The sequence below is a fragment of the Flavobacterium sp. ARAG 55.4 genome (genome assembly GCF_051846875.1).
Classification (GTDB): Bacteria; Bacteroidota; Bacteroidia; order Flavobacteriales; family Flavobacteriaceae; genus Flavobacterium; species Flavobacterium plantiphilum.
Genome location: NZ_JBPYCT010000012.1, coordinates 21,077 through 37,186 on the forward strand (window position 1 = coordinate 21,077; position 16,110 = coordinate 37,186).

The window sequence follows — 16,110 nt, forward strand, 5'->3', positions numbered from 1 at the left end:
AATTTTTTTCTTAATGGGGATTTTAAATCTGATTTTTTTTCTAAAAAAATCAGTCAGTGTATACTCTACACTAATAAATTATGATACTTTTAAGGAAGTAACTATATTTACCCCAAAATAAACAATGAAGAATGTTAAATAATTATAGCACTGAAGACAAAGTCTTATTATCTGTCGATTGTATCATTTTTGGTTTTGACAATGAAGGCTTAAAAATACTATTAATCAAGAGAGATTTTGCTCCCGAAAAAGGAAAATGGTCTTTAATGGGAGGTTTTTTGAAGAAAAGTGAATCTTTAAATGATGCTGCTATAAGGGTTTTAAATCATTATACCGGATTGCAAAATATCTATATGGAGCAATTTTATGCTTACAGCGAAGTAGACAGAGATCCCGAAGAACGTACTATTTCGGTTGCCTACTATGCATTAATCAACATTGAAAATCACAATACTGAACTGATTAAGAATTATCACGCTGAATGGTTTAACATATCCAAAATGCCTAAATTAATTTTTGACCATGACGAAATGGTGGCGCATGCCGTAAGAAGACTGCGTTACAGGACCTCAACGAAGCCTGTGGGATTTGAACTTTTACCGGAAAAATTTACTATGCGTCAATTACTTGAATTATACGAAGCTATTTTAGACAAAGAATTAGACAAAAGAAATTTTATCAGCAAAATTAACTCTTTAGACATTCTGGTAAAACTCAATGAAAAGGATATGTTATCCTCTCGAAAAGGTTCTTTCCTGTACAAATTTGACAAAGAAAAATACGACGCTAAATTACTGAATAACTTTGCCTTAAACTTATAAAAACAGTTTTACACATCATAAAAAAAACCGTCTCATATCTGCGAGACGGTTTTCTTGTTTTTAGTTTGTTTTTAGTATAGTACTACAAGATGTAATCGGTATTAATAAAATTTGATTCTTTACTATTCAATAATTCCTGTAATATTTCGTTATTGTAATCATTATCTTTAGAGGCTACAAAAGTTCTGATTGAGAATGAACGTAAAGCATCATTAACACTTAAAGTCCCTACTGCTGAATCTTTACGTCCTGTAAACGGATATACATCCGGTCCACGCTGGCAAGAGCTGTTTAAGTTCACTCTGCAGACTAAGTTTACTAATGTATCAATAAGTGGTGCAATAGTTTTAATATTCTTACCAAATAAACTCACTTGCTGACCGTAATTTGATTCTGCCATATCGTTAAGCGGTTCCTGAATATCTTTGAAAGTCATGATTGGCACAACAGGTCCAAACTGCTCTTCATGATATACACGCATTTCTTTGTTTACAGGGAATAAAACAGCCGGAAAAATATAATTTTCATAATGCTCTCCTCCTTTTTTATTGAGTATTTGAGCTCCATTAGCAGTAGCATCATCAATTAATCCCTGGATATAAGCCGGTTTTTCTGCCTCAGGAAGCGGTGTCAAAGAAACTGATTTCTCCCATGGATTTCCAAAAATAAGCTCATCTACTTTTTGAGAAAATCTTTTATTAAATTCTTCCGCAATAGATTCATGAACGTATAATATTTTTAATGCCGTACAACGCTGCCCGTTAAATGACAGGGTTCCGGTAATACATTCAGAAATAGCTAAATCTAAGTCGGCATCAGGTAAAATGATAGCAGGATTTTTAGCTTCTAAACCTAAAACCAAACGCAGTCTGTTTTTATTAGGATGCTGATCCTGCAATGCAATTGCCGATTTACTGTTCCCAATTAAAGCCAGAATATCTACTTTCCCTGATTTCATTATAGGGGATGCAATTTCTCTTCCTCTTCCGTAAACAATATTAATAGCTCCTTTTGGGAAACTGGTTTTAAAGGCTTCTAATAATGGTGAAATTAACAAAACACCATTCTTAGCAGGTTTAAAAATCACCGGATTCCCCATAATCAGGGCAGGAATTAACAATGAAAAAGTTTCATTTAAAGGATAGTTATAAGGTCCTAAACATAAAACAACTCCAATAGGTCCTCTTCTAACCATTGCATTAATCCCCTGACTTTTAGTAAAACGGGCACTGCTTCGGTCTAATTGTTTATAATGCTCTATGGTATCATAGATATAATCAACGGTTCTGTCAAATTCTTTTTCAGAATCACCTAAGGTTTTTCCAATTTCCCACATTAATAATTTAACAACTTCCGTACGGGTAGCTTTCATTTGAGAAACAAAATTCTCCATGCATTTAATCCTGTCAACCACTTTCATGGTTGGCCATAGCCCTTGTCCGTTACTATAAGCCAAACTAGCTGAATCAACAACTTCTGCCGCTTCTGCTTCTCCCATAAACGGAATAGTTCCTAATAAAGTAGGAGCATATTCATCAGTTGAAGAAATAGTAGAATAAACTTCCGTAGTTTTTCCTGTCCATTTTTTTAATTCTCCATTTACTAAATAAGTATCCTGGTGCAATAATGTTTTTATTTTAAACTCTTCTGGAATTGAATTCATCTAATTTTATATTTTAGTTAGTGTTAAAAATGTATTAGTGATTAGGGAGCAACTACTTCTCCATCCCAGTCTAACATACCTCCCAATAAGTTATAGGCATTCTCAAATCCTAATTCATTCATAATTTCGCATGCCTTTGCACTTCTGGCACCGGAACGGCAATAGACATAATAATTTTTACTTTTATCTAATTCTTCTATTTCAGAAATAAAACCCTGACCTTTATGAATATCAATGTTTATAGCATTAGGAATAATCCCTTCGTCACATTCGTCTTCCGTTCTTACGTCTAAAATCACTGCATTCTCATCTGCTTCGAGTTGAGCAATCCAATCTTCTTGTGTTAAATTCATAATCAATATTGTGTTTTTTGTAAAATTACGATGTTTTTGCAAAAAATAAGCATCCTAAATTTGATTTAGCAAATATTTTAAAGAAAACGTTTTAGTGAAATTACAATAATCACCAAAACTCGCATTCCCTTAATATTTTGTTAAAGATTGTTTGATTTTATCGTTTGTAAATACCATATCTGTAATCTGCTATCTCTTATTCTGATAAATTATCACCACAGAAATAATTCTTTTCTATCTTATTTTTTAATTACTTTTACTAAAGTCTTAGAATTTTACCCAAAATATCATCATATTAATAAGTTTTTCTTTTAATATAACAAACATGTCAGAACGAGAAATCACACTTAAAAAAGCCTTTCCTCATTTTTCTAACGAACTTCTTCATGAAATTGAAGCCCACTCCGGTTTTCAAATATTTAAAGCAGGCGATGTTATTATGCGAACAGGGCAATACATTAAAAGCACTCTTCTGATTCTGAAAGGACAATTAAAAATTTATCGTGAAGGTGATGATGGTGAAGAATTCCTGATGTATTATCTGCAACCCGGGCAAGCCTGTGCTATCTCATTAATTTGTTCAACAAAAAATCAAACCAGTCAGATTACCGCTAAGGTAGTCGAAGATGTTGAGGCTGTAACTGTTCCGCTAGCCTTAATGGATAAATGGATGATGAATCACCGTTCCTGGTACGAATTTGTTATTAATACGTATCGCACAAGATTTGAGGAAGTATTAGAAGTAATTGACAATATCGCTTTCAGAGCTATGGACGAACGATTGGAATTTTATTTGAAACGCCATGCAAAAGCCTGCGATTGTAAAGAAATCAATTTGTCCCATCAGGAAATTGCCCTTGAATTAAATACTTCCCGAGAAGTCGTTTCACGATTATTAAAAAAGATGGAACAACGTGGGTTAGTGAATTTGCACCGGAACCAAATTAAATTATTGTTTTAAAAACAGTTCATGTGACAAATGTTACTGTGACTAGTCGAAATACTTCCAACCTTTGTAAAAAAATTACAGCATGGAATATATCGGTTATTTTGCTTCAATAATTATTGGACTATCCTTAGGATTAATTGGCGGTGGTGGTTCTATACTTACCATTCCTATTTTAGTGTATTTATTCAAAGTAGAACCGGAACTGGCTACCAGTTACTCTTTGTTTATTGTGGGCACTACGGCTTTATACGGTGGTTACAGTCATTACAAACTTGGTAATTTACAACTAAAAACTGCTTTGTATTTTGCCGTTCCATCGGTGATTTCTATATTAATCATTAGAGAAGTTATCTTTCCACAAATTGCCAACACTCTTTTTACAATTGCCTCTTATGCTGTTTCTAAGGATTTATTAATCATGATTGTTTTTGCCATTCTGATGATTTCTGCTTCGATATCGATGATAAAAAAGAATAAAACAACAGAAACCATCTACAAAGTAAATTATACCCAACTGGCTATTGTTGGTTTTTTAGTCGGAATTGTAACCGGATTTCTGGGTGCCGGTGGTGGATTTTTAATTATTCCAGCATTGTTGTTTTTTGCCAATTTACCTATGAAACATGCGGTTGGAACCTCATTATTGATTATTTTCATCAACTCCGCAATAGGTTTTGTTGGCGACTTGTACCTCAACACTCCTATTGATTATGGTTTTCTGTTATTGATTTCTGCTATTGCATTTGCCGGAATGTTTATTGGAATCCTGCTTTCTAAAAAAATAGATGGAAACAAACTGAAACCCATTTTTGGATGGTTCGTATTGGTAATGGGAATTTATATAATTACGAAAGAGATTTTCTTTTAAGGTTTTTAAGCACAAAGAATACAAAGCTTTCACAAAGTAAAAGTTTAACCGAAAATTATGCAAACTAGCACAGATTATTTCTTAAATACCTCTACTTAATATTATAAAGATTTTTTTATACTAATCTATTTTATATCTGTATCTAACTTGTTTGGATTTTGTCTTGTATCAAAAACAGTAATAATCTCAATTTCATTTTTAAGTTCATTTATTCTATAATAAAAAGTAGTTTGTTTTGTAACAACACATTTATAGAGACCTTTAAACTTAGTTGATTGAGGACAACTTTCAGGTTGATTTGAAATCTGAACAATTTTAGAACTGAACTTTTTTATAAAATCATTTCGAACTTTTAAATTCCATTTTCCCAATAGATAATCGTTTAGTTCTAAAAGTTTAGTTTCAGCTAGTTCTGATAAAAACACTTTCATTTAAGAAATTTTTTTCAAAAAATCATTGAATTCAACCCTTTTTCCTTTATCCAATTCTTCAATTCCTTTTTCTATTTCCTTTTGCTCTGACAAGCTTAACTCATCCCAAAAATCAACTGCTTCTTTTTGAATAAAATCTTTGATTTTTTCAATGAATTTTTCATTCTCAATATTGAGAATCATTTTTACTAGTTCGATTTTTGAAGTTTGACTATCCATGGCTAATATTTCTTAATTTCAAAGTTACAAAAAAACACTTTCACTTCTCACTAAAAAAATCAATGCTCTCCATACCCCACATCATCCATTTTCCCTTTAAACACTTTGTATTGAATAATAAAATACCCAATGACCAATGCCAGAGCCACAGCAAACCAATACACGCCAACAGATAACGCATACTCCCCATTGGCAACATTATAAATCGTCAATGAAGGATTAACAGCGTTAGTAGACGGCAATACTTCAGGAAAAATAGAGGCTGTAGTAGAAGTAAATCCTCCTACAAGAAAAAGACTGGAAAACAAAAATCCTGTTCCGTCTTTCTTAAAAGTTCTGACTTTGAAAAGACCAAACAAACCCACAAACGTAATTAACGGAAAAATAAAGAGAATGGGATTATTAACGAAATTATGAAAAGGTTCTTTTTCAATAATGTGCCAAACTGAAAGCGATACAATTACTAATACCAATAACACAAAATTCATTTTGTAAACCATTTGTTTTAATTGGGCATTCAAAGACGAATTGGTTTTATAAACAATCCAATTGGCACCGTGAATCATTAAAGCGACCACACTTACCACCCCAAGAAAAAGCGTAAACCAGTCGATAATTCCAAGTTGGCTGTCAACAGGACTAAAAGTAGAATTCCACAACGGCAAAAAGAAAAAATGAGGTTCCTGAGTAGCAACACCATTCTCAACCATCCCCAGATTTACACCACGGACAACGTTTCCTAATGCCATACCAAAAAACAAAGCCAACAATAAACTCGCTATTCCAAAGGCTTTATCCCAAACGGCTTCCCATATGTGATTGTGAATCTGTCCCCGCAATTCTAATCCCACTGCTCTAAAAATAAGCAACCACAAAATCATCATCAATGGCAAATAAAAACCACTGAAAGATGCGGCATATAAAGTAGGAAAGGCATAAAACAAGATACCTCCGGCGGCAATCAGCCAAACTTCATTGGCATCCCAAAAAGGACCAATAGCATTTGTAATAACTTTTTTATCTTTTTCTGTTTTGGCGAAAAACAAATGAATAATTCCAGCTCCAAAATCATAGCCATCTAACACTAAATAAGTAGCTAAAACGCCAATTAAAACAACATACCAAAAGAATTCCATAGTTTATTTTTTTACTGGTTCCGGACCGTGATAAATAATTTTTCCCACTAAAATAGCGAATAACATTCCTAACAAAGCATACAATCCTACAAATCCGAGTAATGTAAATAAAGTATTCCCGGATGAAACTGTAGGAGAAGCACCATCTGCTGTACGCAATAAATCATACACTAACCACGGCTGACGTCCTAATTCAGCTGTGTACCAACCTGTAATATTAGCGATGTATGGAAATGGCATCAGGAATAAAAATGCCCATAAAAGCCATTTGGTCTGAAACAATTGTTTTCTGATGAGTTGAAAAGTCGCTAATACCATCACTCCAATGAAAAGTGTCCCTAAACCTACCATGATATGATAAGAATAATACAATCCGGAAATATTAGTGGGATGTGTGTCTTCCGGAAACTGATCTAAACCTTTTACTTCAGTATCCCAATTGCCATAAGTTAAAAAACTCAAAACATTAGGTACTGCGATTTTATTATCCAGTTTTTTATCTTTCACATCTGGTTGTCCGATAAGAACAATTTCGGCTCCTTTTTCCTCTGTATGAAAAATCCCTTCCATGGCTGCAAAAGTTACCGGCTGGTATTTCACAACGTTTTTAGCCAATAAATCTCCCGTTGGTATGGCTACAATAACACTTGAAATTAGCCCAAAAACAACTCCTGTTTTCAGAAATAATTTCCCGTAAGAAACATTTTTGTTTAACAAAATATAAAAAGCGCCTATTCCAGCTACTACAAAAGCACTGGTTACCATAGAAGCCGCCTGATTGTGTAAATAAGAAGGCCAAAGCCATACATTAGTAAACAAAGCGGAAAAATTAGTCAGTGCAAATTTCCCATTTTCTAAAATCTCAAACCCTACCGGATGCTGCATCCAGGAATGCGTAGCTATTATTAAAAATCCGCTGGCCCATGAACCCAGACAAATCAATAATCCGGTTACAAAATGCCATCGGTGTCCGAGGATTTTTTCACCAAACAAAAACATTCCTAAAAAAGAAGATTCCAGAAAAAAGGAAAACATTCCTTCCATAGCCAGTGTCTGCCCTATAATCCCACCTGTTAATTCGGAAAATTTAGCCCAATTGGTTCCAAATTGAAATTCCATCGGAATTCCGGTAACCACCCCCATAGCAAAATTGAGTGCAAAAATACGCATCCAAAAATGAGTCGCTTTGTTATAATGAGGATCGTTTGTTTTTAAGAATTTCCATTTAAAATAAACAATGATTAGCGAAAGTCCCATTGTTAATTGCGGAAATAAGTAGTGAAAAGTAATGGTAAATGCAAATTGCATTCGATCATAAAAGAGCATTTCTTCCATAGAAAGGAGTTTTTTTGGATACTACAAATTTAACTCAAATGCTTCGAAAAGCCTTATAAAAAGTATGGTTTTAATTCGCTTTTTTTACTGTTTTAAACAAAAAATACAATTAGAATTCTTTTTGTAACTTTAGTCACCAGACACCCCTGATCTAAACTTTATCTTTGTTATACAAATTAAAAACAATGGTTATGAAAATCGAACAAATATATACCGGATGTCTTGCTCAGGGAGCTTATTATATAACTTCCAATGGTGAAGCTGCCATTATTGATCCGCTGCGGGAAGTTCAGCCTTACCTGGATCGTCTGGAAGGCGATAAAGTGAAATTAAAATACATTTTTGAAACGCATTTTCATGCCGATTTTGTTTCAGGACATATTGATTTAAGCAAAGAAACCGGAGCACCAATTATTTACGGACCAACTGCTAAACCTAAATTTGATGCTATTATAGCGACTGATGATCAGGAATTTGAAATAGGAAATATTAAAATAAAAGTCCTCCATACTCCCGGACATACAATGGAAAGTACTACTTATTTATTGCTCGACAAAAACGGCAAAAAACATGCAATATTCTCCGGAGACACTTTATTTATTGGCGATGTAGGAAGACCTGATTTGGCTCAAAAAGCGGCTCATATGACTCAGGAACAATTAGCCGCAACCTTATATCATTCGTTAAGAGATAAAATTATGACGCTCCCTGATGACGTTATTGTTTATCCTGCTCACGGTGCAGGGAGTGCTTGTGGAAAAAACATGAGTAAAGAAACTGTCTCTACTATTGGTAATCAAAAAGCAACAAATTATGCGTTAAGAGCCAATATGACTGAAGCAGAATTTATAAAAGAGGTAACCGATGGGTTATTGCCTCCGCCAGCTTATTTTGGAATGAATGTGGCTATGAATAAAAAAGGATATGAAAGCTTTGAAAGTGTTTTAAACCATGGTATGAAAGCTATTGCAGTCAAAGATCTCGAAGCTATTGCCAAGGATTCCGGAGCATTAATTTTAGATACCCGTAAAAACACTGATTTTGCTAAAGGTTTTATTCCACAATCTGTGAATATTGGAATTGAAGGTGATTTTGCTCCCTGGGCAGGTGCATTAATTGCCGATGTAAAACAGCCTATTATTTTAGTTACTGAAATCAATCAGGAAGAAGAATCAGTAACACGTTTAAGCAGGGTTGGATTTGATAATATTCTGGGACATTTACAAGGTGGTTTTGAAGCCTGGAAAAATGCGGGTAAAGAAATCGATACCATTAACCGAATTTCTGCAGAAGCATTTAACAGCGAAATTAAAATTGGCGAAAGCAAAATAATCGATGTCAGAAAAGAAACAGAATATGCTGCTGAGCATGTAGAAGAGGCTTTTTCCAAACCACTGGCTTATATTAATGACTGGATAAAAGATATTGATCCTAAAGAAAAATTCTATCTGCATTGTGCCGGCGGTTACCGCAGTATGATTGCTGCTTCCATATTGCAGGCAAGAGGTTTTAGAAATTTTGCTGAAATAGAAGGTGGTTTTAATGCTATTGCAAAAACAACTATTCCTAAAACTAATTTTGTTTGCCAGAGCAAAACATTCAACAATTAATAAATTAAAATACGATGAACAGTAAATTTGACATCCTAATTCAATCTGAGAAACCCGTTTTAGTCGATTTTTTTGCCACCTGGTGTGGACCTTGCAAAATGCTCAGTCCGGTTTTGAAAGAAGTAAAAGAACAACTGGGAGACGAAATTTCAATTATCAAAATTGATGTGGATAAAAATCAACAAATCGCCGGATTGTATCAGGTTCGTGGTGTTCCAACAATGATTTTATTCCAAAAAGGAAAACAATTATGGCGACAGGCAGGAGTTCTGGACAAAAACAGTATTATTAAAATTATCATGGAAAAAAGACAACTCTAATATTTGTCTTTTACTTTTTGAAATAAATAAACGTTAATACTTATCAATGTTTTCACCTTAATAGTTCTTACCAAAAATTATTATTTATAAATTTGGAAAATGCCTTAATAAATCGGTAAGATGTTAGATAACTTTAGACTTCACTTAGAAAAATTTATTCCAATAAGCGATAAAGATTTTGAGGAAATTGTTCCTTTTTTTAAAATTAAAACTGTTCATAAAAAAGAAAACCTTCAAACAGAAGGAGCCATATGCAGATTGCATTTTTTTGTTCTGGAAGGCTGCTTGAGAAAATTTTTCATCAATGATAAAGGGGTAGAACAAACGACTGAGTTTGCTATAGAAAACTGGTGGATTACAGATAACATAGCTTATGAACACGGATTGCCGACTTGCTTTTATATTCAGGCAGTTGAGAAATCTCAAATACTGATTATTGACAGGGAAAATCAGGAACAATTACTGGAACAATTCCCAAAAATGGAACGCTATTTCAGATTTATCTATCAGCGGGCTTATGCCGCTTCGCAAATGAGAATTAAATATTTATATGATTTCACTAAAGAGGAATTTTATGAACAGCTTTGCAAAAAACAGCCTGAATTTGTACAGCGAATTCCACAATACCTCATCGCTTCTTTTCTGGGTTTTTCACCCGAATATTTAAGTGAAATCAGAAAAAAAAAGCGTTCTTAAACCAGTTTAAGTTTTTACTGTTTTTTATTGCTGAACTTTGCTCTGTTAATATATAAAAACATAAAAAAATGAGAGTAAACATCAACGAAACAGAACCACAGGCATTTAAAGCCATGTATGCATTAGAAGGTTATTTAGCCACTGTACAATTGTCTAAAATTCAAAAAGAGTTAATTAAAATTCGTGCTTCACAAATTAACGGATGTGCATTTTGTATTGATATGCATACTAAAGATGCATTAAAATATGGAGAAACTACCCAACGTATTTTCCTTTTAAATGCATGGCATGACACTCAGTTATTCACTGAAGAAGAAAAAGCCCTTTTAGCTATTACAGAAGAAATCACATTAATTGCAAACAAAGGATTATCTGATGAAACTTATGCAAAAGCGGCGCAATTTTTCGATAAAAATCAAATTGCACAAATTATCATGGCAGTGGTTACTATCAATGCCTGGAACCGAATTGCAATCAGTACACAATTAGAGCCTGCTTCTTAAATTTCAAGGAGCATTCAATAAAAAAATCGGAACAGCATTCAATACTATTCCGATTTTTTTTCTATCTGTAAAAAACAATTATTCTTCTTCGTCAGTAGCATGCGATTTCGAATAATTGCGCCATTTTTCAATACAATCCTGAAAATCCTGTGGCAATTCGGTGTCAAAGCGCATCATTTCTCCTGTATTTGGATGCACAAAACCTAATGTTTTTGCATGTAAAGCCTGCCGTGGCAATGCTTTAAAACAGTTTTCTATAAACTGCTTATACTTGGTAAACGTAGTTCCTTTTAAAATCAAATGACCTCCATAACGCTCATCATTAAATAACGGATGCCCTATGTGTTTCATGTGCGCTCTGATTTGATGTGTTCTTCCTGTCTCCAATATACAGGAAACCAGGGTTACATAACCAAAACGTTCTAAAACTTTATAATGCGTTATTGCCGGCTTACCAATTTCCGGATCAGCAAAAACAGCCATTTGCATGCGGTCTTTCAGGTGGCGGGCTAAGTTTCCTTCGATAGTACCACTTTCTTCGGTTACATTTCCCCAAACTAAAGCCACGTACTCCCTTTCGGTGGTTTTAGCTTCAAATTGCTTAGCCAGATGCGTCATCGCCGCTTCAGTCTTAGCAATCACCAATAGTCCGGAAGTATCTTTATCAATACGGTGTACCAATCCCGGACGCTCACTGCTGTTCATAGGTAAGTTTTCAAAATGAAAAGCCAGAGCATTCACTAAAGTTCCTGTATAATTTCCGTGTCCCGGATGCACTACTAATCCCGGCTCTTTATTTACTAACAATAAAGCCTCGTCTTCATACACAATATTCAATGGAATATTCTCCGGAAGCACATGATTTTCAAACGGAGGATGCGATAACATCACCGTTACAATATCAAAAGGTTTTACTTTATAATTGGATTTTACCGTAGCATTATTGACAAAAATATTACCTTCGGTAGCGGCATTTTGTATTTTATTTCGGGTGGCATTGGGAATCAGACCCATTAAATATTTGTCTATTCGCAACAAAGCCTGCCCTTTTGGAACTTCAAATTTAAAATGTTCAAATAATTCCTCTTCGTCCAGATCAATCTGCTCAATATTATTGTTCATTTGGCAATTCTTCTTCTGTAGGGTTAGCTATTGTATCTGTTGTAAAATCTTCTTCATAACTCGCTTTTCCGTCACCTAAAACCAGATCAATTTTAGAAGATTTCAATACTTTATCACCTGGTTTTATATTTCTTCCTTTGTAACGCATCTCAAGAACCATATCTTTACCCAGATTTGGAATATAAGTAATCGTTCCTTCTTCCAATCCTAAAGCTCTTAATGTTGGCACTGCCTCTCGATAAGTTTTCTCAATTAAATCCGGAATTCTCACTGATGAAAAGCCGGAACTGTTAATCTTAATATATACCTTTCTGCCTTCTTTTACCTTTGCTCCCGGTAAAGGATCCTGCTGTACAACACTGTATTTAGGATATCCTTTTCTATAATCAACACTATCCAGCAAAACATACGATAAATCCAGTTCATCCAGTTTCTCTTCCACCTGTTCTTCTGTCAATTTACTCAAATCAGGCACTGTAATTTCTTTTCCATGGTCTGTGGTAAAAGTCAGCCAATGCATAAAAAGATAACCCAAAACTGCAATAATCAAAGCAGCAATAAAAAGCTGTGTGAAAAACGTACGACTGGTAAGATATTTACGTAAACTCATATATTAATTTTTAATCAGTGGCAAAGATAAAGCTATTTCGTTTCAAAAAAAATGATAATTTTGTTTAATGCTTATTAACTCTTGGCAATGCCAGAAACAAGAAGCTATCCCGATAGCTATCGGGGCCAAAAAAACCAATTTCAAAATACAAACGAAACTAAATGAAAAACATTGCCATCATCATGGGCGGCTATTCCAGTGAATACAAAATTTCACTTATTAGCGGTAACGTAGTTTACAAATTCTTAGACCAGACTAAATACAACGGTTTCCGAATCCATATTTTTAAAGAAAAATGGGTATATGTGGATGATGCTGACAATGAATTCCCAATAGACAGAAACGACTTTTCCGTATCCGTTAACGGAAATAAAATCACCTTTGACTGTGTATTCAATGCCATTCACGGAACTCCGGGAGAAGATGGTTTAATGCAGGCTTATTTTGAATTATTAGGTATTCCGCAAACTTCCTGCGATTATTACCAGGCCGCATTAACTTTTAACAAACGAGATTTATTGTCGGTTTTAAAACCATATGGAATCAAAACTGCTATTTCATATTATTTAAATAATGGTGATGCCATCAACACTACCGAAATTATCAATAAAGTAGGATTGCCCTGTTTTGTAAAACCCAATAAAGCGGGTTCCAGTTTTGGAATTTCTAAAGTAAAAACCGAAGCAGAACTGCCTGTGGCAATCGAAACTGCCTACAAAGAAGATAACGAAATTATCATTGAAAGTTTCCTTGACGGAACCGAAGTTTCTGTTGGTGTCATTAATTATAAAGGGGAAATTATTGTCTTGCCAATTACCGAAATCGTTTCTGAAAATGATTTCTTTGATTACGAAGCCAAATATCAGGGAAAATCTCAGGAAATTACACCCGCCCGACTTTCAGAAGAAATGACTCAAAAAGTGGGAACCATTGCCAAACGTGCTTATGAAGTATTGAAAATGAAAGGATTCTCCCGTTCTGAATTTATCATCGTTAACGGCGAACCACACATGCTGGAAATGAACACTATTCCGGGATTAACCACCGAAAGTTTGATTCCGCAACAAGCTGCAGCGGCTGGAATTTCATTAACTGATTTGTTTACGAATGCCATTGAATTGGCATTAGCTTAATATTTTTACCGCAGATTTAAAGAATTAACACAAATTAATCTTTTAAATCTGTGGTTTTATTTTTTACCCCCCAATTATGTCATTGTAAGCGATAGCGTGTCAATCTCATCCAGTAAATTAACAAGTATTCAAACTGTTTATTTTTCTTTTAAGGTACATTACAAATCTGACTAATAAACTAATTATTTCATTAACTTTGTGAAAAGTGAAACAATATGATTGATTACAAACAATATATCACCATAAATTCTGAAACCCGATTTGGAAAACCCACAATCATCGGCACCAGAATTACCGTTTTTGATGTTTTAAATTGGTTAGCAAACGGAATGTCTTTTGAAGATATTATTGAAGATTTTCCGGAACTTAACGAAAACCAAATCAGAGCCTGTCTTTCCTATGCTGCCGATAGAGAACACAAAATCCAAATTGCATCGTGAAACTATTATTCGATCAAAATATTTCTTTTAGAATTATTTCCAAAATTGAAACTGATTTTCCTGAAGCAAAACAAGTCAGACAACTTGGAGTTGAAAATTACTCTGATATAGAAATTTGGGAATTTGCAAAAAATAATCAATACACCATTGTAACATTCGATGCTGATTTTTTTGATTTATCTAACTTAAAAGGACATCCTCCTAAAATAATTTGGTTTCGCTTTGGCAATACAAAAACTGAGTTTTTAGCTAACATTATCAATTCAAAAAAACAAATTATAGAAGAATTTATCAACGCTGACAGCTATGCTAAAATAGCCTGTTTAGAAATTAAATAGACAAAAACCACGAAGATTTCGTGGTTTTTGTATTTTAAAAGAGTATGGTTTTAAAAAATAGTTACCCTATTTTTGACATCCTAACAAAGAATTATCCGAGCAATAGCGAACTGGTGAAACAATCTCATTCAGTAAATCAACAAGTATTCAAACTGTTTATCCCAGCTTCAGGAGCAGGAAAAGCTCCTCTAAAATATCCTTTCCCAGTTAAAAATCTTTGTACCTTAGCAACTCCGAATAACTTTAAAAATCATGAAAGAAATTTTTGAATGGAACAGAGTATTATTTAACGATTTACCGCTGAGTTTTCTGTGGGAAGTACTATTTCGTTCCACTGTAATGTTTTTAATTTTATTAATCACTTTAAAATTAGCAGGGAAACGGGGAGTAAAACAATTATCTATTTTTGAAACTGTGATTATTATTGCTCTGGGTTCGGCAGCCGGCGACCCCATGTTTTATGAAGATGTAGGTATTGTTCCGGCAGCATTAGTCTTTCTGGTGATAATTTCACTATACCGTCTGGTTACCTGGCTTACAGCAAAAAGTAAAAAATTTGAAGAACTGATTGAAGGAAAAACCCAGTGTCTTATTAACGAAGGAAAGTTTTCTATTCATCGTTTTAAGAAAGAAAGTCTGGCGCAGGATGAATTTTTTTCAGAACTCCGTGTTAAATCTGTTGAGCATTTGGGGCAGATTGAAAAAGCCTTTATAGAGCCTAACGGTGATATCAGTATCTTTTATTATGCAGAAAATGAGGTGAAATACGGTTTGCCCATTTTACCCGACCTTTATCATAAAAAATCAAAAACAATTCCGAAACCAGGTATTTATGCCTGTACCTTTTGCGGAAACATACAAGAATTGAATCATCAGACTGTCTGTTGCGAAACCTGTAATAAAAAGGAATGGGTGACTGCCATAAAAACCATCCGGAGAGCCTAACGTTATTCTCTCCTATTTTAACACTGAATCTTATAAAAATGAAAAAAGCCATATTTCCGGGATCTTTTGATCCGATAACCTTAGGTCATGAAGACATCATCAAACGAGGAATTCCTTTATTTGATGAAATTGTGATTGCCATTGGGGTAAATGCCGAAAAAAAATACATGTTTCCTCTGGAAGAAAGAAAACGTTTTATTGAAGAAACTTTCAAGAATGAACCTAAAATTTCGGTGATTACTTATGAAGGTTTGACGATTGACCTGTGCAAAAAAATTGGCGCAAATTTTATTCTGCGTGGTCTGCGTAACCCTGCCGATTTTGAATTCGAAAAAGCCATTGCGCACACTAATCGACATTTATCTAAAATAGAAACTGTGTTTTTATTAACAGCAGCAAGCACTTCTTACATTAGTTCCAGCATTGTACGTGACGTACTAAGAAATGGTGGCGAATACGAAATGCTGGTTCCAAAAGCGGTAAGAGTGAAGTGAAGTTAGAGGTTGGGAAGTTGGAAGTTAGGAGTTTGCTGCTAAGACTATTTTAAAACTACTGACCAAATACTAAGGACCAGGCACTATGAACTAGGTACTAATAACTAAAAACCGTACTTTCGCC

Annotated in this window: 20 protein-coding genes; 12 read left to right on the forward strand and 8 right to left on the reverse strand. The window is 34.2% G+C overall.

The features are described from left to right. Nucleotides 1-131 precede the first annotated feature (131 nt). Nucleotides 132-821, forward strand: coding sequence for an NUDIX hydrolase (locus tag ACSV4D_RS13480; protein ID WP_408082474.1), 690 nt, complete (start codon nt 132-134; stop codon nt 819-821). Between the two features lie 82 nt (nt 822-903). Here the strand turns inward: ACSV4D_RS13480 and ACSV4D_RS13485 are convergent, their stop codons facing one another. Further along, entirely contained in the window at nt 904-2,484 is a 1,581-nt protein-coding gene (locus tag ACSV4D_RS13485; protein WP_439228672.1) for an NADP-dependent glyceraldehyde-3-phosphate dehydrogenase, read from the reverse strand. Between the two features lie 41 nt (nt 2,485-2,525). Continuing rightward, entirely contained in the window at nt 2,526-2,837 is a 312-nt protein-coding gene (locus ACSV4D_RS13490) for a rhodanese-like domain-containing protein (RefSeq protein ID WP_439228673.1), read from the reverse strand. A gap of 325 nt (nt 2,838-3,162) precedes the next feature. Between ACSV4D_RS13490 and ACSV4D_RS13495 the strand changes: the two genes are divergently transcribed. Together ACSV4D_RS13495 and ACSV4D_RS13500 are read left to right on the forward strand one after the other, a co-directional pair. Then, nucleotides 3,163-3,798 (forward strand): Crp/Fnr family transcriptional regulator, encoded by a 636-nt coding sequence (locus tag ACSV4D_RS13495; RefSeq protein WP_439228674.1) that lies wholly within the window; start codon nt 3,163-3,165, stop codon nt 3,796-3,798. A 70-nt stretch (nt 3,799-3,868) separates the two neighbouring features. After that, a complete protein-coding gene (locus ACSV4D_RS13500; RefSeq protein WP_439228675.1) occupies nt 3,869-4,654 on the forward strand; it encodes a sulfite exporter TauE/SafE family protein in 786 nt (261 codons plus the stop codon). 125 nt (nt 4,655-4,779) lie between these two features. On the opposite strand, the gene ACSV4D_RS13505 is transcribed toward ACSV4D_RS13500, so the two are convergent. Genes ACSV4D_RS13505 through ACSV4D_RS13520 form a run of 4 tightly spaced genes read right to left on the reverse strand, consistent with a single transcriptional unit; the run spans nt 4,780 to nt 7,775 of the window. Then, complete coding sequence (locus ACSV4D_RS13505) at nt 4,780-5,085, reverse strand: type II toxin-antitoxin system RelE/ParE family toxin (protein WP_439228676.1); 306 nt, start codon at nt 5,083-5,085, stop codon at nt 4,780-4,782. Then, the gene (locus tag ACSV4D_RS13510) at nt 5,086-5,304 is read right to left on the reverse strand and encodes a hypothetical protein (RefSeq protein ID WP_439228677.1); all 219 of its coding nucleotides are present in this window, start codon (nt 5,302-5,304) and stop codon (nt 5,086-5,088) included. A gap of 59 nt (nt 5,305-5,363) precedes the next feature. Then, nucleotides 5,364-6,440 (reverse strand): cytochrome d ubiquinol oxidase subunit II, encoded by a 1,077-nt coding sequence (gene cydB / locus ACSV4D_RS13515; protein ID WP_408082481.1) that lies wholly within the window; start codon nt 6,438-6,440, stop codon nt 5,364-5,366. A gap of 3 nt (nt 6,441-6,443) precedes the next feature. Then, nucleotides 6,444-7,775, reverse strand: coding sequence for a cytochrome ubiquinol oxidase subunit I (locus ACSV4D_RS13520; RefSeq protein WP_439228678.1), 1,332 nt, complete (start codon nt 7,773-7,775; stop codon nt 6,444-6,446). Nucleotides 7,776-7,966: 191 nt separating this feature from the next. On the opposite strand from ACSV4D_RS13520, the gene ACSV4D_RS13525 reads away from it, so the two are divergent. From ACSV4D_RS13525 to ACSV4D_RS13540, 4 genes are all read left to right on the forward strand, one after another. Further along, nucleotides 7,967-9,385, forward strand: a complete 1,419-nt coding sequence (locus ACSV4D_RS13525; protein WP_439228679.1) for an MBL fold metallo-hydrolase — start codon at nt 7,967-7,969, stop codon at nt 9,383-9,385. A 14-nt stretch (nt 9,386-9,399) separates the two neighbouring features. Next, nucleotides 9,400-9,705, forward strand: a complete 306-nt coding sequence (gene trxA / locus ACSV4D_RS13530; RefSeq protein WP_439228680.1) for a thioredoxin — start codon at nt 9,400-9,402, stop codon at nt 9,703-9,705. Between the two features lie 120 nt (nt 9,706-9,825). Continuing rightward, nucleotides 9,826-10,401, forward strand: a complete 576-nt coding sequence (locus ACSV4D_RS13535; protein ID WP_408082485.1) for a Crp/Fnr family transcriptional regulator — start codon at nt 9,826-9,828, stop codon at nt 10,399-10,401. A gap of 68 nt (nt 10,402-10,469) precedes the next feature. After that, entirely contained in the window at nt 10,470-10,904 is a 435-nt protein-coding gene (locus tag ACSV4D_RS13540) for a carboxymuconolactone decarboxylase family protein (protein ID WP_408082486.1), read from the forward strand. Nucleotides 10,905-10,982: 78 nt separating this feature from the next. Here ACSV4D_RS13540 and ACSV4D_RS13545 read toward each other — a convergent pair whose 3' ends face one another. Further along, entirely contained in the window at nt 10,983-12,026 is a 1,044-nt protein-coding gene (locus ACSV4D_RS13545) for an RluA family pseudouridine synthase (RefSeq protein ID WP_439228681.1), read from the reverse strand. Next, nucleotides 12,016-12,636 (reverse strand): PASTA domain-containing protein, encoded by a 621-nt coding sequence (locus ACSV4D_RS13550; protein WP_408082488.1) that lies wholly within the window; start codon nt 12,634-12,636, stop codon nt 12,016-12,018. The genes ACSV4D_RS13545 and ACSV4D_RS13550 overlap by 11 nt, the downstream gene beginning before the upstream one ends. A gap of 161 nt (nt 12,637-12,797) precedes the next feature. Here ACSV4D_RS13550 and ACSV4D_RS13555 point away from each other — a divergent pair, with 161 nt between their 5' ends. The 5 genes from ACSV4D_RS13555 (at nt 12,798) to coaD (ending at nt 15,986) form a co-directional block, all read left to right on the forward strand. Next, complete coding sequence (locus tag ACSV4D_RS13555) at nt 12,798-13,769, forward strand: D-alanine--D-alanine ligase (RefSeq protein WP_439228682.1); 972 nt, start codon at nt 12,798-12,800, stop codon at nt 13,767-13,769. A 215-nt stretch (nt 13,770-13,984) separates the two neighbouring features. Further along, nucleotides 13,985-14,209, forward strand: a complete 225-nt coding sequence (locus ACSV4D_RS13560) for a DUF433 domain-containing protein (RefSeq protein ID WP_026714493.1) — start codon at nt 13,985-13,987, stop codon at nt 14,207-14,209. Continuing rightward, on the forward strand, nt 14,206-14,547 hold the full coding sequence (locus tag ACSV4D_RS13565; protein ID WP_439228683.1) for a DUF5615 family PIN-like protein: 342 nt from the start codon (nt 14,206-14,208) through the stop codon (nt 14,545-14,547). Before ACSV4D_RS13560 ends, ACSV4D_RS13565 begins: the two co-directional genes overlap by 4 nt. A 252-nt stretch (nt 14,548-14,799) precedes the next feature. After that, on the forward strand, nt 14,800-15,492 hold the full coding sequence (locus ACSV4D_RS13570) for a DUF421 domain-containing protein (protein WP_408082491.1): 693 nt from the start codon (nt 14,800-14,802) through the stop codon (nt 15,490-15,492). 38 nt (nt 15,493-15,530) lie between these two features. Further along, entirely contained in the window at nt 15,531-15,986 is a 456-nt protein-coding gene (gene coaD / locus ACSV4D_RS13575; RefSeq protein WP_073246388.1) for a pantetheine-phosphate adenylyltransferase, read from the forward strand. The last annotated feature ends 124 nt before the right edge of the window (nt 15,987-16,110 follow it).